Origin of the sequence: Photorhabdus temperata (genome assembly GCF_025384845.1) — a bacterium.
Taxonomy (GTDB): domain Bacteria; phylum Pseudomonadota; class Gammaproteobacteria; order Enterobacterales; family Enterobacteriaceae; genus Photorhabdus; species Photorhabdus temperata.
This window is the reverse complement of sequence record NZ_JAJAFX010000027.1, coordinates 1-18,258: the sequence shown is the minus strand read 5'-3', so window position 1 is coordinate 18,258 and position 18,258 is coordinate 1. Positions and strand designations below refer to the sequence as shown.

13 protein-coding genes, 3 tRNA genes and 2 pseudogenes are annotated in these 18,258 nt (G+C 45.3%); 7 read left to right on the top strand and 11 right to left on the bottom strand.

Annotation, left to right across the window (positions count from 1 at the left end; all coding sequences use genetic code 11):
• Nucleotides 1-47: 47 nt before the first annotated feature.
• The 5 genes from hfq to tsaE form a co-directional block, all read right to left on the bottom strand.
• The gene (gene hfq / locus LGZ99_RS12095; protein WP_023044707.1) at nt 48-356 is read right to left on the bottom strand and encodes an RNA chaperone Hfq; all 309 of its coding nucleotides are present in this window, start codon (nt 354-356) and stop codon (nt 48-50) included.
• Nucleotides 357-466: 110 nt separating this feature from the next.
• Nucleotides 467-1,408: a tRNA (adenosine(37)-N6)-dimethylallyltransferase MiaA gene (miaA, locus tag LGZ99_RS12090; RefSeq protein WP_036839707.1), complete on the bottom strand. Its 942-nt coding sequence runs from the start codon at nt 1,406-1,408 to the stop codon at nt 467-469.
• The gene (gene mutL, locus LGZ99_RS12085) at nt 1,401-3,302 is read right to left on the bottom strand and encodes a DNA mismatch repair endonuclease MutL (RefSeq protein WP_262979145.1); all 1,902 of its coding nucleotides are present in this window, start codon (nt 3,300-3,302) and stop codon (nt 1,401-1,403) included. The genes miaA and mutL overlap by 8 nt, the downstream gene beginning before the upstream one ends.
• 9 nt (nt 3,303-3,311) lie before the next feature.
• Nucleotides 3,312-4,595: an N-acetylmuramoyl-L-alanine amidase AmiB gene (gene amiB, locus LGZ99_RS12080; RefSeq protein WP_036839764.1), complete on the bottom strand. Its 1,284-nt coding sequence runs from the start codon at nt 4,593-4,595 to the stop codon at nt 3,312-3,314.
• Nucleotides 4,596-4,609: 14 nt separating this feature from the next.
• A complete protein-coding gene (gene tsaE, locus LGZ99_RS12075) occupies nt 4,610-5,074 on the bottom strand; it encodes a tRNA (adenosine(37)-N6)-threonylcarbamoyltransferase complex ATPase subunit type 1 TsaE (protein ID WP_021322939.1) in 465 nt (154 codons plus the stop codon).
• 171 nt (nt 5,075-5,245) lie between these two features.
• Here tsaE and queG point away from each other — a divergent pair, with 171 nt between their 5' ends.
• Nucleotides 5,246-6,403, top strand: coding sequence for a tRNA epoxyqueuosine(34) reductase QueG (gene queG / locus LGZ99_RS12070; RefSeq protein WP_021322940.1), 1,158 nt, complete (start codon nt 5,246-5,248; stop codon nt 6,401-6,403).
• 822 nt (nt 6,404-7,225) lie between these two features.
• Nucleotides 7,226-7,657 carry a flagellar protein FlhE gene (locus tag LGZ99_RS12065; protein WP_021322941.1) on the top strand — a complete coding sequence of 144 codons (432 nt, stop codon included), beginning with the start codon at nt 7,226-7,228 and terminating at the stop codon, nt 7,655-7,657.
• Nucleotides 7,658-8,037: 380 nt separating this feature from the next.
• On the opposite strand, the gene LGZ99_RS12060 is transcribed toward LGZ99_RS12065, so the two are convergent.
• The 5 genes and pseudogenes from LGZ99_RS12060 to LGZ99_RS12040 form a co-directional block, all read right to left on the bottom strand.
• Nucleotides 8,038-8,113 (bottom strand) — tRNA-Gly (locus LGZ99_RS12060).
• A gap of 51 nt (nt 8,114-8,164) precedes the next feature.
• Nucleotides 8,165-8,240 (bottom strand) — tRNA-Gly (locus LGZ99_RS12055).
• 55 nt (nt 8,241-8,295) lie between these two features.
• Nucleotides 8,296-8,371, bottom strand: a tRNA-Gly gene (locus LGZ99_RS12050).
• Between the two features lie 206 nt (nt 8,372-8,577).
• A complete protein-coding gene (gene orn, locus LGZ99_RS12045) occupies nt 8,578-9,126 on the bottom strand; it encodes an oligoribonuclease (protein WP_262979144.1) in 549 nt (182 codons plus the stop codon).
• An 85-nt stretch (nt 9,127-9,211) separates the two neighbouring features.
• A pseudogene (locus LGZ99_RS12040) lies at nt 9,212-10,437 on the bottom strand (RNA-guided endonuclease InsQ/TnpB family protein).
• A gap of 111 nt (nt 10,438-10,548) precedes the next feature.
• Between LGZ99_RS12040 and LGZ99_RS12035 the strand changes: the two are divergent.
• From LGZ99_RS12035 to mscM, 4 genes and pseudogenes are all read left to right on the top strand, one after another.
• Nucleotides 10,549-10,680 (top strand): annotated as a pseudogene (locus LGZ99_RS12035) (transposase); the annotation flags it as partial.
• 141 nt (nt 10,681-10,821) lie between these two features.
• Nucleotides 10,822-11,886: a small ribosomal subunit biogenesis GTPase RsgA gene (rsgA, locus tag LGZ99_RS12030; protein WP_262979143.1), complete on the top strand. Its 1,065-nt coding sequence runs from the start codon at nt 10,822-10,824 to the stop codon at nt 11,884-11,886.
• Nucleotides 11,887-12,080: 194 nt separating this feature from the next.
• Nucleotides 12,081-12,974 carry an archaetidylserine decarboxylase gene (gene asd, locus LGZ99_RS12025; RefSeq protein WP_262979142.1) on the top strand — a complete coding sequence of 298 codons (894 nt, stop codon included), beginning with the start codon at nt 12,081-12,083 and terminating at the stop codon, nt 12,972-12,974.
• A gap of 26 nt (nt 12,975-13,000) precedes the next feature.
• Nucleotides 13,001-16,336, top strand: a complete 3,336-nt coding sequence (gene mscM, locus LGZ99_RS12020; protein WP_021322944.1) for a miniconductance mechanosensitive channel MscM — start codon at nt 13,001-13,003, stop codon at nt 16,334-16,336.
• A gap of 79 nt (nt 16,337-16,415) precedes the next feature.
• On the opposite strand, the gene LGZ99_RS12015 is transcribed toward mscM, so the two are convergent.
• On the bottom strand, nt 16,416-16,679 hold the full coding sequence (locus tag LGZ99_RS12015) for a PAAR domain-containing protein (RefSeq protein ID WP_262979141.1): 264 nt from the start codon (nt 16,677-16,679) through the stop codon (nt 16,416-16,418).
• 268 nt (nt 16,680-16,947) lie between these two features.
• On the opposite strand from LGZ99_RS12015, the gene LGZ99_RS12010 reads away from it, so the two are divergent.
• A partial coding sequence (locus tag LGZ99_RS12010) for a type VI secretion system baseplate subunit TssF (RefSeq protein WP_262979140.1) occupies nt 16,948-18,258 on the top strand: 1,311 nt, incomplete at its 3' end.

Genomic DNA, 18,258 nt, shown 5'->3' with positions numbered 1-18,258 from the left:
AAGTCTCCCTACCTATGTTTTTCTTCATTTTGTTACCGTTCTCAAGCTTATTCAGCGCCATCACTTTCCTGTTGTGCTGCCGGAGCGGAAGCTCCACCAGAGTGGTAATTACCTACACTTGCCCCTACACCCGTATTGCTACTGTGATGAGAAACTGGGCGGGAAGGTACGACAGTCGAGATAGCGTGTTTATAAACCATCTGGCTAACCGTATTTTTCAGTAAAATGACAAACTGGTCAAAAGATTCAATCTGACCCTGCAATTTGATGCCGTTGACCAAATAAATAGAAACCGGGACCCTTTCACGCCGTAACGCGTTCAGGAACGGATCTTGCAAAGATTGCCCCTTAGCCATTCTATATTTTCCTTATTTTGTTGTTTTTAACTAAGAACCTGGAGGTTCGAAAAAATGAACTACTCAAAAATTGCGCTTTGGTACTCATCAATTGTACACAATCAATAAACCTATGCACTAACAACCTGCATAACTGTGCTTAAAGCCTGTTCAGGTTGAGAACTCTCCAACCAATGAACCGACTCCCAACCTCTGAGCCAAGTTATTTGACGCTTTGCCAATTGGCGTGTTGCACAAATACCGCGATAAACCATTTCATCGTAGTTAATCTCGCCGGAAAGATAGGACCACATCTGACGATAACCAACGCAACGAATAGAAGGTAAATCCACATGCAAATCATTACGAGCATAAAGTGCTTTAACTTCTTCTTCAAATCCTGATTCAAGCATTTGATGAAAACGCGCTTCAATACGTTGATGAAGGATCTCACGCTTTGCCGGCGCAATAGCAAATTGATGGACACGGTAAGGAAGCACTTCTCCTGACAATCTCGTCAGCTCAGTGAGAGTTTTACCTGAAATCAAAAAAACTTCCAGTGCCCGGGAAAGCCTCTGTGGATCATTGGGATGAATTCTTAACGCCGCCACAGGGTCAACCTTCTGTAGCTGCTGATGCAATGCATTCCATCCTTGCTCTGCTGCCTGCTGCTCTATTTGCGCCCGAATAACCGGATCAGCAGAAGGCAAAGGGGATAAACCTTCAAGTAATGCCTTGAAATAGAGCATAGTTCCGCCAACTAACAGAGGAATACGCCCAGAAGCGGTAATTTCCGCCATTTCCCTTAACGCATCCTGACGGAAATCAGCCGCAGAATAAGGCTGAGAAGGGTCAAGAATATCGATCAAACGATGAGGCGCCAACGCTTGCTCTTCTGTTGTTGGTTTAGCTGTACCAATATTCATTCCACGATAAATCAGCGCAGAATCAACGCTTATCAGTTCCACAGGAAGATGCTGGCGCAAAGCGATAGATAAGGCGGTTTTGCCTGAGGCCGTCGGCCCCATAACAAAGATTGCCGCTGGCAGATGTTGAGTTTTCTGATCACTCATGAGTAAGGAATGCCACCACTGCTTGTAAATCAATTAATTGTAATAGCCCATCTGGTGGAGATTTTACCAGTTGTGGGCAAAGCCGCTCAACATCAGCCAATAACTGTATTGCCTGAGCAACATTCCACGTTTCATGCTCACTGCCAATATGACGAGCAAGCCAAGTTACAATCTGTTCTGCCGATATTGATGGCTGCTGAGCCAAATAGTTTAACAATTCAGGAATTAATTTGGGCAAATTTTGCTGGCGCAATGGTAACGATACAGCACGTAGTGTTGCTTTTCCATGAGATACAGACGCTTCGATACCAAAAGAGCCTAATAAGTCACTATAACGATTTAAAGCACTAGCTTCTTCCTTACTGAGAGCCAGTTTCAGCGGGATCAAAAGTGGTTGTGGTTTTAGTCCTTGCTCCGTTGGTGTCAACTGTACTTGTTTTAACCAGCGCTCAGCGACCGGCAAAGATAACAGCCCAATACCTAACGGAGATTCAATCAGAGCGTAACATGGCGGATATATGCTCAACACTTTACCAAAACTATGACTGTTATTTTTAACCTGAACAGGAACAGGCGTCACTTTTGCCGCCATAACAGGAGCGATTCTTGCCGGGAACAGCTCTCTTTTCTCTTCGGGTTCCGGCACAGATTGCATCAGCTTCTGATACAGCTCACCTTGAGGTTTTTGATAATTGTCTCCATGATACTGACGGTTTTCACCACTGCGGGAAAAACCCGTACTACTCTTGCCTGACAAAACCTCTTTTGGTGATGAAGTTGCCGCAGATGCGGTGTTATTTTGCCGGGAAAAATGATTTTCTCCTGCTGATGGGCGGTTTTCCGGCTCCCAGACCGGCGCAGGTTCACAACATGCCATATCCAGCTCAACGCCGCTTCCGCGCTGTTTTAATACGGCAGTGACCCCCTGATAGATAAAATCGTGTACCAGACGAGCCTGATGGAAGCGAACTTCATGCTTCGCCGGATGTACATTAACATCCACCTGATGCGGATCAACTGCCAGATACAAAACAAAAGCCGGCTGCTGTTCTCCCTTGATCAAATCTTGATAAGCCTGACGGATAGCATGATTGATTAAGCGATCACGCATCATACGTCCGTTAACATAGCAATATTGAATATCTCCACTCGCCGTCGCATTCATCGGATCAGCAACCCATCCCTTGATGGATAAATCCCCATGCTGCCAGGAAAGAGCAAGCGCCTGCTGCATAAAAGCGGTACCACAAATAGAAGCCAAACGTCGTTCATACTGTGATTCCTCTTTTGCCGGCCGGTACTGGCGAACCAACTTGCCGTTATGATGCAAATTGATTGATACATCCAGACGCGCTAGCGCAATACGCCTGACAACTTCATCAATATGACCAAATTCCGTTTTTTCTGTTCGCAGAAATTTACGCCGCGCGGGTGTGTTATAAAACAGATCCAACACTTCAACCGTACTACCTACCGGATGAGCAGCCGGCTTCACGGTGACTTCCATATCCCGTCCTTCAGCGTATGCTTGCCAGGCTTCATTCTGCCCTTCAGTACGGGAAGTCAATGTCAGACGCGAAACTGAGCTGATACTGGCCAGCGCCTCTCCGCGGAATCCCATACTGATAATCGCTTCCAGATCATCCAGTGTGGCAATCTTACTGGTGGCATGACGAGCCAGTGCCAAAGCAAGATCCTGATGATTGATTCCACAACCATTATCACGGACACGGATAAGTTTTACTCCACCGCGTTCAATTTCAATATCAATGCGGCTGGCTCCAGCATCAAGACTATTCTCCATCAACTCCTTGACTACTGATGCAGGACGTTCTACTACTTCGCCAGCAGCAATTTGGTTTGCCAATTGAGGAGGTAAAATCTTGATCGCCATATTTAACCCTTACTTCCTGGCTGCTTTAGGTGCAGCCTGTAATGGATGCGCCAGAAAATAGTTGCGCAATCCTTGATGGATAGCGCTTGCCAGCTTATCCTGAAAATCACTGGAATCAAGCAATGCTTCTTCAGCTGAGTTACTGATAAATCCAGTTTCTACCAAAATTGAAGGGATATCCGGTGAGCGTAGCACACCCAAACTGGCATGTTCTGGCGAACGTTTATGTAATGAACCAACTTTGCGCAACTCACTCAAAACCTGTACTGCAACGTTATAACCCACCCGTTGAGAGTGACCGAATTGTAAATCCAGTACCGCCTGGCTTAGATAAGGATCTGCACCATTTGCCAATGCATCGCCTGCACCGCCCAGTAATTCAGACTGTTTCTCATGCTGCTCAAGCCAATTACCCAATTCGCTGTTTGCTCGCTTGTTTGACAGTACCCAGACAGAAGCACCACGCGCACTGCGATTGGGCGCAGCGTCAGCATGAATAGAAACCAGCATATTCGCGCTATGCTTACGCGCAACCTCAGAACGACCTGCAACAGAAATAAAATAGTCTCCGCTACGGGTCAAAACGGGTTTGAACATAGGATCATTGCGCAATAGCGCTTCCAATTTACGTGCAACACTAATAGTGACATTCTTCTCTTTCAGTCCATGTTGCCCAATCGCGCCGGGGTCTTGTCCACCATGTCCCGCATCAATCGCAACAACAACCCTCTGACTCCCCTTGGAAGTCATTTGTGGCGTCGCCTTTTTTGTCGCCGCCGGTTTATTATCAGTAATGGCTGATTTACTGGCTGCCCCTTGTGAACTTTCTCTGAAAACAGGATTACTGACAGAAGCACCAGAAGCCCGCAAGGTAAAAATAACCCGATATTCACTACCCGACTGCTGCACTATAGAGTTGACTTTAACTTTTTTATTTAGTTCAAACACAATACGTTTTTTTTGTGCATCAGGTGCCTGACTGGCGCGAATTTTCTTCACTAAATCCAGTCCCGGCAAATTCATTGGCAAGCCAATAATATTTCCTGACTGGTGAATATCCACCACTAAACGTTCCGGTGAATGCAATGGGAAAAAGCTGTAATCAGGGCGACTACCTGAAAAAACCATCGTCACTTTGGATTCACTGACACTATTACTCACGTGGATATTGGATAAAGTCGCCGCTGTCGCTGTTACCACCACTAAACTGCTCATCATGATAAACAGCCAGCAAATTATCATAAAACTGATTTGCCATTTCTTTATCATTTTTGCAACTAAAGGGTGCATCATGGTCGGGTGATCCCTCATAAATATTTCAAATTATCTAACAGACTCTCGCCATATTCAGACAAAGCAATAAAATGTGCCTGTCGCCCTTCGGGCTGGTAACTCAAATGTAATTTAATATCCGCATCCGGCAATACACCTTCTCCTTGCTGAGGCCATTCCACCAGACAAATAGCATCCTGATGGAAATAATCACGAATTCCCATAAACTCCAGCTCTTCCGGATCAGCCAACCGGTAAAGATCAAAATGGTAAACCGGCCTCGGTGTTAAAGCGTAAGGTTCAACCAAAGTGTAGGTTGGGCTTTTTACATGCCCTTGATGGCCCAGGGACTGTAAAAAACCACGGCTGAATGTCGTCTTACCGGCGCCTAAATCACCATATAAATAAATTACACTGCCATGATTACAGGCAGCCGCAACCGCACCTCCAAGGGAAACCGTCGCTTCTTCATCTTGAAGTGATAAAACAAGTTCTTTCATCGAATAATATCTGCTGTTTTATTAATTCGTCAGCTAAAACAATAACCCTAACACAACTCTATTATCAACATTTAACATCTTCTACTCAGTTTCACCGCTGAACTCACTATTTTTGGCCTGCAACAGATTATGCTATACTGCGGTTCCTTGCAGCATAAACTAATTTCCACCATGGCAACTTCTCTCGATCTCAATCTCCTGGTCACAAACATCAAACAATGGGGCCACTCTCTTGGTTTCCAGCAAGTTGGCATTTGTGATATTGATTTATCAGCAGAAGAGCCGAAACTCCAAGAATGGCTGGATAAACAATATCACGGTGAAATGGCATGGATGAAACGCCACGGTATGATGCGTGCCCGCCCAAATGAGCTGCTGCCAGGAACATTGCGCGTCATTAGTGTAAGAATGAATTATCTCCCTGCCAAAGCCTCTTTTGCCAGCACACTCAGTGATTCTGCACTCGGTTATATAAGCCGTTACGCTTTGGGAAGAGATTATCACAAACTACTGCGCCAACGTCTGAAGAAACTGGGTGAACAAATTCAAGACTATTGCCATGACTTCGAATATCAAGGCATCCTTAATTTCCGGCCTTTTGTTGATTCTGCACCAATAATGGAACGCCCACTCGCTGCTAAGGCCGGATTAGGCTGGGTTGGTAAACACTCGCTTATTCTTAATAGAGAAGCCGGCTCATGGTTCTTTCTTGGTGAACTACTGATAAATCTTCCCCTACCTGTAGACACGCTACAAGAAGAACAATGTGGCCGCTGTGTGGCCTGTATAACAACCTGCCCAACAGGTGCAATTATCGCTCCTTATACCATTGATGCTCGCCGTTGCATTTCTTATCTCACTATTGAATTGGAAGGTGTTATTCCTGAAGAGTTTCGCCCACTGATGGGAAACCGCATTTATGGTTGTGATGACTGCCAGATTATTTGTCCGTGGAACCGCTTTTCCCAACTAACAGATGAAGGTGATTTCAGCCCCCGGGCAACATTACATACGCCGGAATTATTAGATTTATTCAATTGGAGTGAAGAAAAATTCCTGCGAATAACAGAAGGTTCTGCAATTCGCCGTATCGGGCATTTACGCTGGTTACGCAATATTGCGGTTGCCTTGGGAAACGCGCCATATCAAGACAACATCGTTCTATCTCTGCAACAGAAACTAGGATTAAACACAATGCTTAATGAGCATATTCATTGGGCTATTGACCAACAAATGACTCGCCGGGCAACCAATACTGTCAATGTACAAACTTCTCAACAAAAACGGCTTATCCGAGCGATAACCAAAGGCTTACCCAGAGATGCTTAATTATTAGCCATCCCGGCAGTGTATAAAAAAATTCAAATAATTTTCCTGTGAATAAAATAAAAATCCCTTGCTGATCAATGCTCAAAAAAAGCGCAAGTGATCAGTATGGTATTTCTTAATAAAGGACTATTCCGAAAAACTATCAATAACTTACAGAAGAAACATTAATTTTATAAAATGTAAGATCAGGAAAATCTGAAAGAAACAGCCTGTGGATAAGTCTGTGTGGTAATTTTAAGGTGTCGTACTTATTTAACAGGAAATCACTTTCTATTCTGTGGATAAAAAATAGAAATCAGCACCGAACCCTATAGCCCAAAAATCGAATCAAAATAAGCGAGTATTATCATTGGGGAAGAAACTTGGAGAGGGAAGCAAACCGCTTGAATCCCACTTAACTTATTGATTCAACAGAGATTTTTAAATAGATCATCGTTGAAAGGAGTGCATTATGTACCACCCTCAAAAGTTTGGCAAGCAGAAGTTGAAAAAACTTTCGGAGTTAAAGGATCATGCCTTTCCTCTTCCTACGTGTCCTGTGCCAAAGAAAGACAGAGAGCCTATAACCAAGCAATAACTCTTAACGGACAAACATCATACATTAGCTGTAGAGTCGGCGCACAATTTAAACATTCAGTTAAGGCTTTCACTTGATCTACTGTCTATTACGATGAGATCCTTTTTGTTTGTTCAAGGAGGATCTGGATAAACAATAGGAATCAATAAGCAAGCAATTTCCATGTGCACCGATCATATCGGACTTCGCACAGTTGTTGCATGCAGATAACGATCAGACAACTAACTAGCAATGAGGATCGAAAAATGAAAAGATTCACCAAAATTGCAGTAGGTTTTCTAGCATTCACCGCAGCTCAAATGTCTTTTGCCGCTACCAGCAGTTGGTCACAAACAATTCGTGCTCCAAACGTTTACGCTGGAGGCTTCACCAACTCAAACTTCTTTAGCACACCGACTTCGGTACCGACAAGGGCAACTATCACAACAGTATCCTGGAATATCGGCTTGTATGCCAATGGTGCAACAACTCAGACTTTCAACGTTTGTTACACCCCAAGATATTCCTCCAACCCATCGCAATGCCTGGATGTCTCCGGCAGCCTCAATGGTTCCACAAATGCCTTTAGCGGCCAGGATGCCAAAGGTTCCTTTAGAATTAGTGGGATTTTGAGCGGTGGCAGTTACCCTGTTTATCCGTCTCACTACAATACGATCATCGTCGACTATCAGTATTGAGCAACCCGACCTGAAACCTAATGGTTTCAGGTTTAACGGAAAGTCACGCCAATAAATGCTCTCAGGCAACATAACCATCAGTATCATTGAAGGTATTATACCGGATCATTTATCAGCTCATAGGTCAACAGGTGGTGATTTTTGTGATTGCCGATGGTCGGCGGGATATGCAAACCCTACTTATACGCCGGTTGCTGAATGGTTAGATTTTCCCGGTAGGTGTTAATAGCATTCAATTACCTTTAAATTCACAAGTAAAGATAAAAAGTTTATCAATAACTCAGACGATGTTTACAACATCATGCAACGGGTTCTATTGCGTGAAAATAGGATTGATAAAGGAAAAAACACTTCTGGATTATCGACATGAAAATAAGGATTGGAGCGGGAAACGAGACTCGAACTCGCGACCCCGACCTTGGCAAGGTCGTGCTCTACCAACTGAGCTATTCCCGCATTACTGACTGACTAATGATAGCCTGAAACAACATAACCGACTTAAAACTTTGGAGCGGGAAACGAGACTCGAACTCGCGACCCCAACCTTGGCAAGGTTGTGCTCTACCAACTGAGCTATTCCCGCGTCACTGATTGACTAATGATAGCCTGAAATAACATACTGATTACAAATCGAAATTTGGAGCGGGAAACGAGACTCGAACTCGCGACCCCGACCTTGGCAAGGTCGTGCTCTACCAACTGAGCTATTCCCGCATATCTTTCAGTATGCCATACCTGATAAAATTCTTCATCGGTACGGGGAGCGCATTATACGAAAAATCGTTGCGCTCGCAAGCCCCTTCAACGCAAAAAAACAAATTTTTCGGTCAAATGGTGATTTAATAAACACCAACGGGGATTAATAATCGTCACACTGAGCTTGCGTTATCATAGCCAGCAGAAGACAAAATAAAACTTTCTTATTCCGATTGAATAAAATGTTCCCGATAATAAGCTAATTCAGCCACTGATTCGCGGATATCATCCAGTGCCTGATGAGTATTCTGCTTTTTTAATCCCGCCAGGATTTCCGGTTTCCAGCGACGGGCTAATTCTTTCAATGTACTGACATCCAGATAACGGTAGTGAAAATAGGCTTCCAGCTCCGGCATATAACGGAATAAGAAACGCCGATCCTGACCAACACTATTACCGCAAATAGGTGAAGCCCCCACGGGAACCCACTCTTCCAAAAATTCAATCGTCGCCTTCTCTGCCGCACGATCATCTATTTTGCTTGCTTTAACACGTTCAACCAACCCACTACCAGTATGGATACGCACATTCCATTCATCCATCAGAGCAAGTTGCACATCAGACTGATAAATCGCAATGACCGGCCCTTCAGCCAGAATATTCAAATTTGCATCAGTAACAATTGTCGCAATTTCAATAATGCGATCCCGCTCTGGATCTAAACCCGTCATTTCCAGATCTATCCAGATAAGATTGTGCTCACTTTTTGACATGTTATATCCTAGGTTGGAGAGATAGTTCTTATTATTGACATCCTCCCCCACTTTCGCACTTCGTGACTCAAGAGGGGGATCCCCGTTAGTGGGCGACGGCTGATCGCTCTGCGTCTGGTTCCTGCTTCAACGGGCGGCCTGATTGCTCCGTCCCTCCACAGGCAAGCACGGCATGTCCTGCCGCTAACATGTTACGAGCGCCGTTTACATCTGCGTTCGCGGTATATCCACACACCTGGCACACGAATTTACTCTGTGACAAGCGGTTCTCTTTTGCTGTATGACCGCAACATGCGCACCGCTGGCTGGTGTATGCCGGAGGACTGCCAGTACCTGACCGCCGCGCCAGAGCTGCTTATATTCTAGCTGACGGCGCATTTCATACCAGCCCTGATCCCGTATCGCGCGATTTAAGCCTGATTTAGCCCGAACGTTCCTTCCGGGCTGTTCTGCTGTGCCTTTCGCTGACTTCGACATGTTACTGACCTTCAAATCTTCAATCACGATCATCGCGTGGTTTTTGCTTATTTTCGTGGTGGTCTTATGAAGGTAATCGCGCCGGATATTGGCGATGTGCGAATGCAGACGCTGAATTTTTCGCTTCTGTTTCTGCCAGTTGGCGCTGAACTTAACTTTGCGGCTTAACTGTCTCTGGCGCTTCGCCAGCTTGCGCTGGCGGGTTTTAAAACTGTTGACGGGTTCGTATATCGTACCGTCTGAGAGCGTCGCCAGTTTCGATATCCCGGCATCCAGACCAACCATTGTTGTTGATTCGTGGTGTGGCTCAGAGGCTTCTATCTCGACTTGAAACGACACATACCACTTACCCGCTGACTGGCTGATCGTGGCATTTTTGATTTTGCCGTTCACCTCCTGCGATTGCCGGAACTTTATCCATCCGAGCCCAGAAGGCAGCCTGACTCTGCGATTTTCAAGGAGACAATATTTTTCAAAATTGACGAACCGGATTGAATCCCTGCCGTCATTTTTTCGTTTCCATACAGGCGCTTTCGCTGCCAGTGTTTTATCGAAGCAACGCCTCCATGCCCCATGTAAGTCTTTAAGTTTTTGTTGAAGGTTATCGGTGTAAGCTTCCTGTAAGAAGGCGTATTCCGGTGTTTTTTTCCACCCCGTGAGCATTCGGTTTAGTTCAAACGCGGAGGGAAGTTTTCCGCCAGAATCCAGAATGTGTTTTGTTACCTCAAGTCCGTGATCCCAGACAAAACGAGCACACCCGCATAACTGTCGCAAACGCTGCGACTGTTCTTCAGTTGGCTCTAGTCTGAACTTGTAGGCTTTCAGTATTAGCATTATCATTCAGTGTGTAGTCGGTTTATTCTCTATTTTACTGTGCCTTCGGCTAACTTCAATGCAAAAATACAAAATTAATTGTTCACGACATTCAGCCTTTCCCGTCGCTGACGTAATGAGTTTCTGGACTTACGCGGAGCATACAGAAAGGCAGTTCTCTGGTCTCGTTCCTACTTTGCGGGTTCATGCGGTGGAGCACCGCTGGAAGTGGTGAAACAATACATTCAACATCAGCGTGGCTGATGATTCTACGGGCTTTTCAAGCCCGTCCAAATTCCCCTCCCGCCTGATGTCGGCGGGAGTACCCTTTGGAGGTAAAGATGGATGGTGTATCATAGCGCTTTTAGAAAATAGCAGCGATAAATATGGAACAAGTGAGGTTCGGTGGCTAAGAATAAATTATCCAAAGGCCAGCAACGGCGGGTACAGGCAAATCATCAGCGCAGACTGAAAAAACAGGATAATAAACCTGAAATGGATGATAGCCAGTTAGGTGAACCTCAGGAAGGGCTGGTTATCAGCCGTTTCGGCCAACATGCTGATGTAGAAGCAACAGACGGTTCTATACAACGTTGTAATATTCGCAGAACGATCCGTTCATTAGTCACAGGTGATCGGGTGGTATGGCGTCCTTCGCTGCAAACGCAAACAGATGTTAAAGTCAATGGCATTGTTGAAGCGGTTCACGAGCGGACTTCTGTACTGACACGCCCTGACTACTATGATGGCATTAAACCTATCGCCGCCAACATTGACCAGATAGTTATTGTGTCAGCCATTCTCCCTGAACTTTCACTCAATATTATCGATCGCTACCTTGTTGCCTGTGAAACACTGGGCATTGAGCCATTAATTGTGCTGAATAAAATTGACCTGTTGGACGAAGAAAGCCGTGAATGGGTCGATGAAGTCATGTCCACATACCATAATATTGGTTACAGAGTATTAAAGTTATCAAGCCATACTGGTGAAGGTATGGAAGAATTACTAAAAATACTCGCAGGCAGAATCAGTATCTTCGCCGGTCAGTCTGGAGTGGGTAAATCTAGTTTACTGAACACGCTCCTGCCGGAAGATGAAGAAAAAATTCTGGTCAATCAAGTTTCAGAAGTTTCCGGTTTAGGTCAACACACCACCACGGCATCCCGCCTTTATCATTTTCCACATGGCGGTGATGTAATTGATTCTCCAGGTGTCCGAGAATTTGGCCTATGGCATTTAACACCAGAACAGATAACTCAGGGTTTCGTCGAATTCCGCGATTATCTGGGAAGCTGTAAATTCCGCGATTGTAAACATCGGGATGATCCAGAATGTGCGTTACGGAAAGCAGTAGAAGATAGCAAAATAACTGAAGAACGCTTTGAAAATTATCACCGTATTCTCGACAGCATGGACCAAATTAAACCACGCAAGACGTTTACAGATAACGATAGCTATACCCAATAGATTTCAAGTTGCAGCGCGGCGGCAAGTGAACGCATCCCCAGGAGCATAGATAACGATGTGACTGGGGTAAGTGAGCGCAGCCAACAAAGCAGCAACTTGAAAGATGAAGGGTATAACTGACATTAAATAAAAGGACAGGTACAATAGCCCCCTTTTATCTAATTTGCCGATAAAATAACATCCAAGAGGTTGACGTGCTGGATAACATTAAAATCAGGTTGCATTATTTATTGCCTAAACAAGGAATTACGAATCTGGCAGGCTGGTTTGCAAATAAAAAGGCCGGCTGGCTGACTCAACTGGCAATTAAGGCGTTTGCCCGTGTTTATAAAGTGGATATGAATGAAGCGAAAGCACCTGAGTTTTCCGCCTATACAACATTCAACGAATTCTTTATCCGCCCATTAAAAGAGGATGTTCGCCCAGTTGTCAGCGAAGAACATCAATTAGCGCTGCCTGCTGATGGTATTATCAGTCAATTAGGTAATATCCGGACAGACCAGATACTTCAGGCCAAAGGGCACCACTACACCCTTGAAGCTCTGCTAGCCGGCAACTATCAGTTGGCAGAGATATTCCGTGATGGGCAGTTTGTAACGACTTACTTATCACCAAAGGATTATCACCGTGTACATATGCCCTGCGACGGATTGCTGAAAGAGATGATCTATGTCCCAGGCGATCTGTTCTCTGTCAATCCGTTGACTGCCGCCAACGTGCCAAACCTGTTCGCCCGTAATGAAAGAGTCATCTGCCTGTTTGATACTCAATTTGGTCCAATGATACAGATTCTGGTTGGTGCAACTATCGTCGGCAGTATTGAAATGGCCTGGTGTGGAACGATTACGCCACCACGGGAAGGTATTATCAAACGCTGGGCTTACCCTGAAGCCGGTACAACTGGCGCTGTCTCTTTGAAGAAAGGTGAGGAAATGGGCCGTTTCAAACTGGGCTCTACCGTTATTAACCTGTTCGCAGCAAATCAGGTGCAGCTAGCTGGGAACTTAAGCAGTGGTTCAGCAACCCGCATGGGTGAACTATTAGCCCAGGCGATTATGCCTGAAGAACCTACTGATAACATAAGCTAATCCCCTTCCAAGGAGAGCCCTCTATCGTGCGCCTGATTGTCAGCTTATTGCTTAGCCTGCTCATTATTAGTCCGGTTTTTGCTGCTACTCAACTTGATGAAAACCAGCTCAAACAAGAACTGAAACAAATTGAATCCAGTAAAAATCCGCAGGATGCAGAAGTTGCTCAGGCGCTTCAAGGGGCGCTCAATTGGATTGCCGATACTAAATCTGCCAACGACAGAACACAGAAATATCAGGCGACCATTGATGATTTCCCAAAAATAATCAGAGAGCTTCGTCAAAAGTTACTTGCTGAAAGTGATACTCCCCGCCAAATTCCTGCTAACCAGTCAATCGCAAATCTTGAGCAGCAGATCATTCAGATCAGCAGTCGGTTACTGGACCAAGGTGGGCAATTACAGCAAGAGCAGGACAAAGGACGGGAAATCAGCGACTCCCTTGGATTATTACCCCAACAACAATCAGAAGCACGACGCCTTCTGACTGAAGCATCCTCTCGCCTTCAATCATCAGAAACACCATCCACTCCGTTAGGAGAAGCCCAATTTGCTTTAGCTCAAGCCGAAGTAAACGCTCACAAAGCTACAGTGAATGAACTGGAAATAGCTCAACTTTCTGCCAATAACCGGCAGGAAATTTCCCGTATGCGAGTTGATCTGTTTAAAAAGCGTTATCAGCGACTTGATCTTGAGCTGCAACAACTCCGCAGCCAACTTAACGCACAACGCCAGCAAAAAGCAGAATTAGCTCTGGAACATACAGAAATGCTGGCAGAACAGAGTGGTCAGCTACCAAAATTTCTGCTTGATGAATTACAACTGAACCGTCATTTATCTCAGGAGTTAAATCAGCAAGCGCAACGAATGAATACCATCGGCTCAAAGCAACGCCAGGCCGCCAGTGATACTATTCAAGTCCGGCAAGCATTGAGTACCATTCGTGAACAAGCCCAATGGCTTGGAAGCTCCACGACGCTTGGAGAAGCACTTCGAACTCAGCTTGCCCGTTTGCCCGACATGTCTAAACCTCAGCAACTTGACCGGAATATTGTCAAATTCAGGGTCGATCGGCTGAAATACGAAGATATGCTGGAACAGTTACAGAAAGAAACAAAACCAACGCAAGCAAACAACGTTGCACTGACGGCCGAACAAGAACGGATTTACGATTCCCTGATTCGTACCCGCAAAGAATTACTCAACTCACTATTATCTGGTTATGACAGTGAGATTCTTGAACTAACCAAGCTAAAAGTCTCTACCAATCAGCTAAACGATGCACTGACCGAAGTAAAAGAAGCCACCCACCGTTATCTGTTCTGGGTCGCAGATGTTAATCCTGTTTCTCTCGATTACCCTATTAGTGTTGTACAGGATCTGACCCGCTTATTATCACTGGATACTTTCTCTCAGTTAAGTGGTGCCCTGATAGTCATGCTGACCACTCAGGATACACTGCTATATCTGCTTGGCGCGCTATTTCTTGTCATATTCAGCGTCAGTTCTCTCCGCCACTATCACGCATTTCTTGAACGCGCGAGTAACCGCATCGGCAAAGTAACATATGATCACTTCTCCCTTACTTTGCGTACCGTGTTCTGGTCGGTCATTGTTGCGTTACCTTTGCCAATGCTCTGGTCTGCGATCGGCTATGGGCTGCAAAGCGCCTGGCAGTATCCTATGGCGATCGCCATTGGTTATGGTGTCAGTGCGACGACTCCCGTATTATGGATCTTTATGCTGAGTGCGACATTTGCGCACCCAAATGGCCTATTCATCGCCCATTTTCGCTGGCCGGAAGAACGAGTCAAACGCGCATTACGATTCTACCAACTCTCTATCTTTGCCATCGTGCCATTGGTGATGGCATTAATCACTTTCGAACATTACAGTGATCGAGAATTTGCCTCCACACTTGGCAGGCTCTGTTTCCTAATACTGTGCGTCTCCTTAAGCTTGATTACCAGCAGCCTGAAACGGGCAAGAGTCCCGCTCTATCTGGATAAAAATGGCTCCGGTGAAAACGTTATCAATACGGCTCTCTGGTGGATTTTACTCTCTGCGCCGATAATCGCAGCTCTGGCTTCCATACTGGGCTATTTCAGTACATCACAGGCATTACTGGGACGTTTGGAGACTTCCGTTGCTATCTGGTTCTTCCTGCTGGTTATTTACCATATTATCCGGCGCTGGATGCTGATTCAGCGGCGCCGAATTGCTTTTGAACGGGCAAAACAGCGGCGGGCGGAAATTCTGGCTCAACGCGCCAAAGGCGAAGATGACTCAACGAGTTCAAGCAGCATCGAAGGTTCCATTGAAGTTGACGAACCCATTATTGACCTGGATGCAATCAGTGCTCAATCCCTGGGATTGGTACGCTCAATTCTGACCATGTTTGCATTGGTTTCACTGATTTTGCTCTGGTCAGAACTCCATTCAGCTTTCTCATTCCTGGAAAATATCCGCCTGTGGGATGTCACCACAACGATAAACAATGTAGAAACAGTTCAACCGATCACAATGGGCTCGGTATTAATCGCCATACTGGTGATTATTATCACAACTCAGCTAGTGCGTAACCTGCCTGCCCTGCTTGAGCTGGCCTTATTGCAGCATCTGGAACTGGCCCCAGGTACCGGCTTTGCCATTACCACACTAACCAAATACACCATTACGCTGATCGGTGGTCTGGTAGGTTTCTCGATGATTGGCATTGAATGGTCAAAACTGCAATGGCTTGTTGCCGCACTGGGGGTTGGGCTTGGTTTTGGCTTACAAGAAATCTTCGCCAACATCGTTTCTGGCCTGATGATCCTGTTTGAAAAACCCATCCGTATCGGTGATACCGTCACTATCCGCAATCTGACTGGCAGCATCACCAAGATCAATACACGGGCAACGACGCTTTCAGATTGGGACCGGAAAGAAATTATTGTTCCTAACAAAGCCTTTATCACTGAGCAGTTTATTAACTGGTCATTGTCAGACACCATCACCCGTGTCGTACTGACAATTCCTGCTCCGGCAGAGAATAACAGCGAAAAAATCACCCAAATCCTGTTAAATGCGGCCAAACGCAGCTCTCTGATCCTGGATAACCCGGCGCCTGAAGTGTATCTGGTTGATCTCCAGCACGGCATTCAGATATTTGAATTACGTATTTATGCCGCTGAAATGGGGCACCGGATGCCTGTCCGCCATGAAATCCACCAGCTTATTCTGCAAGAATTTCACAAGCATGGTATTACTCTGCCATTCCCGCCATTTCAGGCTAGCATTGATATAATTGGTCAGAATATCCGCAGTGCGACGACCAATATGTCAGGACGAAACCCACCACGCCAACCGGGTAGTTTATAAAAAGAGAATGAAGAACTGAGCATCCATATTTGAACCAACTCGCTCTATTTCAGGCAAAATATTACCTTTTACCGCCATCCTATGCCTGAAATAGACTTTGCGAAGCAATCAATGTCGCCCCACAAGAGGTTTTCATCCCCTCCAGTGCATACATTTGCCCATTAGAGCTGACTACGCCAGTCGTCCCTTCCACGATGGTTTGATTACCACCACATTTTGGACAGGATACCGGATCCCCAACCCGGGCCGCTTTCGTCCCTGACACATCAAAACCGCCATCACCTGCCAGCACCTTGCCGCCATGCGAAGTCGAATCTCCAACTAAAATAATGGAACGTAACATCTTTTACCCTCTTAACTATGAGTTAAATATTAATTTCAGCTTATGACATCTGACTATCATAGCGCCACAACTTAATTAAGGAAAACCTCCCTAAATCAAACTCTTTGAAATAAATTAAATCATCATGTTACTTAAACACCTATAAAATTTACATTATTGACTGTTTTAAAGTGATATTTACACATCTTTAAAATATCAACCTTGATATTGATTAGATTGAAACATAAATTAACATTAATATTTGAATACAAAAGAGACAAGCGTAAATATGAAAAATTTTGAAGACTTCTACCGAGAAGCACTCTCTCAAATAAAGCAGGATATGCATCACGCGGCACAAGAGCATCCACACCTGGCTCCATTTACCGCCGAGTCTGGTGACCCGGATATTCTCCGGGTACTGGAAGGTTTTGCGCTTCTGACTGCGGGTCTTCAGCAAAAAATTGACGATGGTTTCCCTGAAGTGGTTTACCCTCTTTTACGAAAGGTCTGGCCGATACCGTTACACCCTATCCCTTCAACCAGCGTTATCCAGTTAGCTATTCAACCGGGCAGCATGACTGAAGCCACACACATCGCCAAAGGCAGTAGAATTTCCACCCTACAACATAACCCAGCAATGACGTTCAGAACCACCCAAGATATCAGCATTGAACCGGTCACTTTGATCCATAAAACGCTGACACACAGCGAAAACAAAAGCCTGATATCGCTGACCTTTCAATATCATGGGCAAACTCCCCACTGGAAGACCGGGCCCGTCATACTTTTTCTGGGAGAAGATCAAAAACTGGCGTCTTTACTGACGAAATACCTGGATCAGTCGCTGGACAAGACTTATCTGAAAACATCCCTGGCAGAGAAAAAGATGTGGCCGGGTATCAAGATAGCTCCACGTCTGAAGGAAAATCTGGTATTGCCGAGACCCCATGACTATTTCTGGCCGTTGCAGGTGTTATACGAATACCTCTATCTGCCACACGTTAATGACTTTATGTCATTTGACTTATCGGAGGAGATCTCCGAGCTCCCGTTGGGAGAAGATAAGCAATTTACCCTTATCTTGGAATTCGACTGCAACATTCCCATTGAGGACATTACCCCCGCGTTTATTCCCCACTGCGTACCGGTTATCAACCTGTCTTCGACAAGAACAAAACCGATAGCATTTGAAAAGGACAAATCGCGTTATGTATTGGCAGCAGATGAAATTTTTAGTATTGACAACATTAAACTCCAATCTGAACCAGAGGAAATCGCTGATGGATCTGACCACCGTGTTCCCCTTATCAATAGCGCGCAACTGACAGCCCACCATTTTGCCGAACCCGGTGACAACATATTGCTTTTTGACCATATACGCGAAGAAACACCATTCAATGGCAGTCAAATTAATCTCACATTTTATGATCATCAGGCAAAACCCGTAACAGAGCACCATCATCGCGACTTTTACTGCCAATATCAAAAATTTGATACACAAGCACGAACACTGGACATCGGGCAAATCTGTATACCAGGCGAGGAGATACCCAGCCATATTCAGGCCAAAAATATCGTGGCCGCGTCAAAAGATTTT

Excerpts from the sequence above, each read along its gene's own strand:
- hfq (WP_023044707.1), bottom strand. The coding sequence starts at position 356 with ATGGCTAAGGGGCAATCTTTGCAAGATCCGTTCCTGAACGCGTTACGG.
- miaA (WP_036839707.1), bottom strand. The coding sequence starts at position 1,408 with ATGAGTGATCAGAAAACTCAACATCTGCCAGCGGCAATCTTTGTTATG.
- mutL (WP_262979145.1), bottom strand. The coding sequence starts at position 3,302 with ATGGCGATCAAGATTTTACCTCCTCAATTGGCAAACCAAATTGCTGCT.
- amiB (WP_036839764.1), bottom strand. The coding sequence starts at position 4,595 with ATGATGCACCCTTTAGTTGCAAAAATGATAAAGAAATGGCAAATCAGT.
- tsaE (WP_021322939.1), bottom strand. The coding sequence starts at position 5,074 with ATGAAAGAACTTGTTTTATCACTTCAAGATGAAGAAGCGACGGTTTCC.
- queG (WP_021322940.1), top strand. The coding sequence starts at position 5,246 with ATGGCAACTTCTCTCGATCTCAATCTCCTGGTCACAAACATCAAACAA.
- LGZ99_RS12065 (WP_021322941.1), top strand. The coding sequence starts at position 7,226 with ATGAAAAGATTCACCAAAATTGCAGTAGGTTTTCTAGCATTCACCGCA.
- orn (WP_262979144.1), bottom strand. The coding sequence starts at position 9,126 with ATGTCAAAAAGTGAGCACAATCTTATCTGGATAGATCTGGAAATGACG.
- LGZ99_RS12015 (WP_262979141.1), bottom strand. The coding sequence starts at position 16,679 with ATGTTACGTTCCATTATTTTAGTTGGAGATTCGACTTCGCATGGCGGC.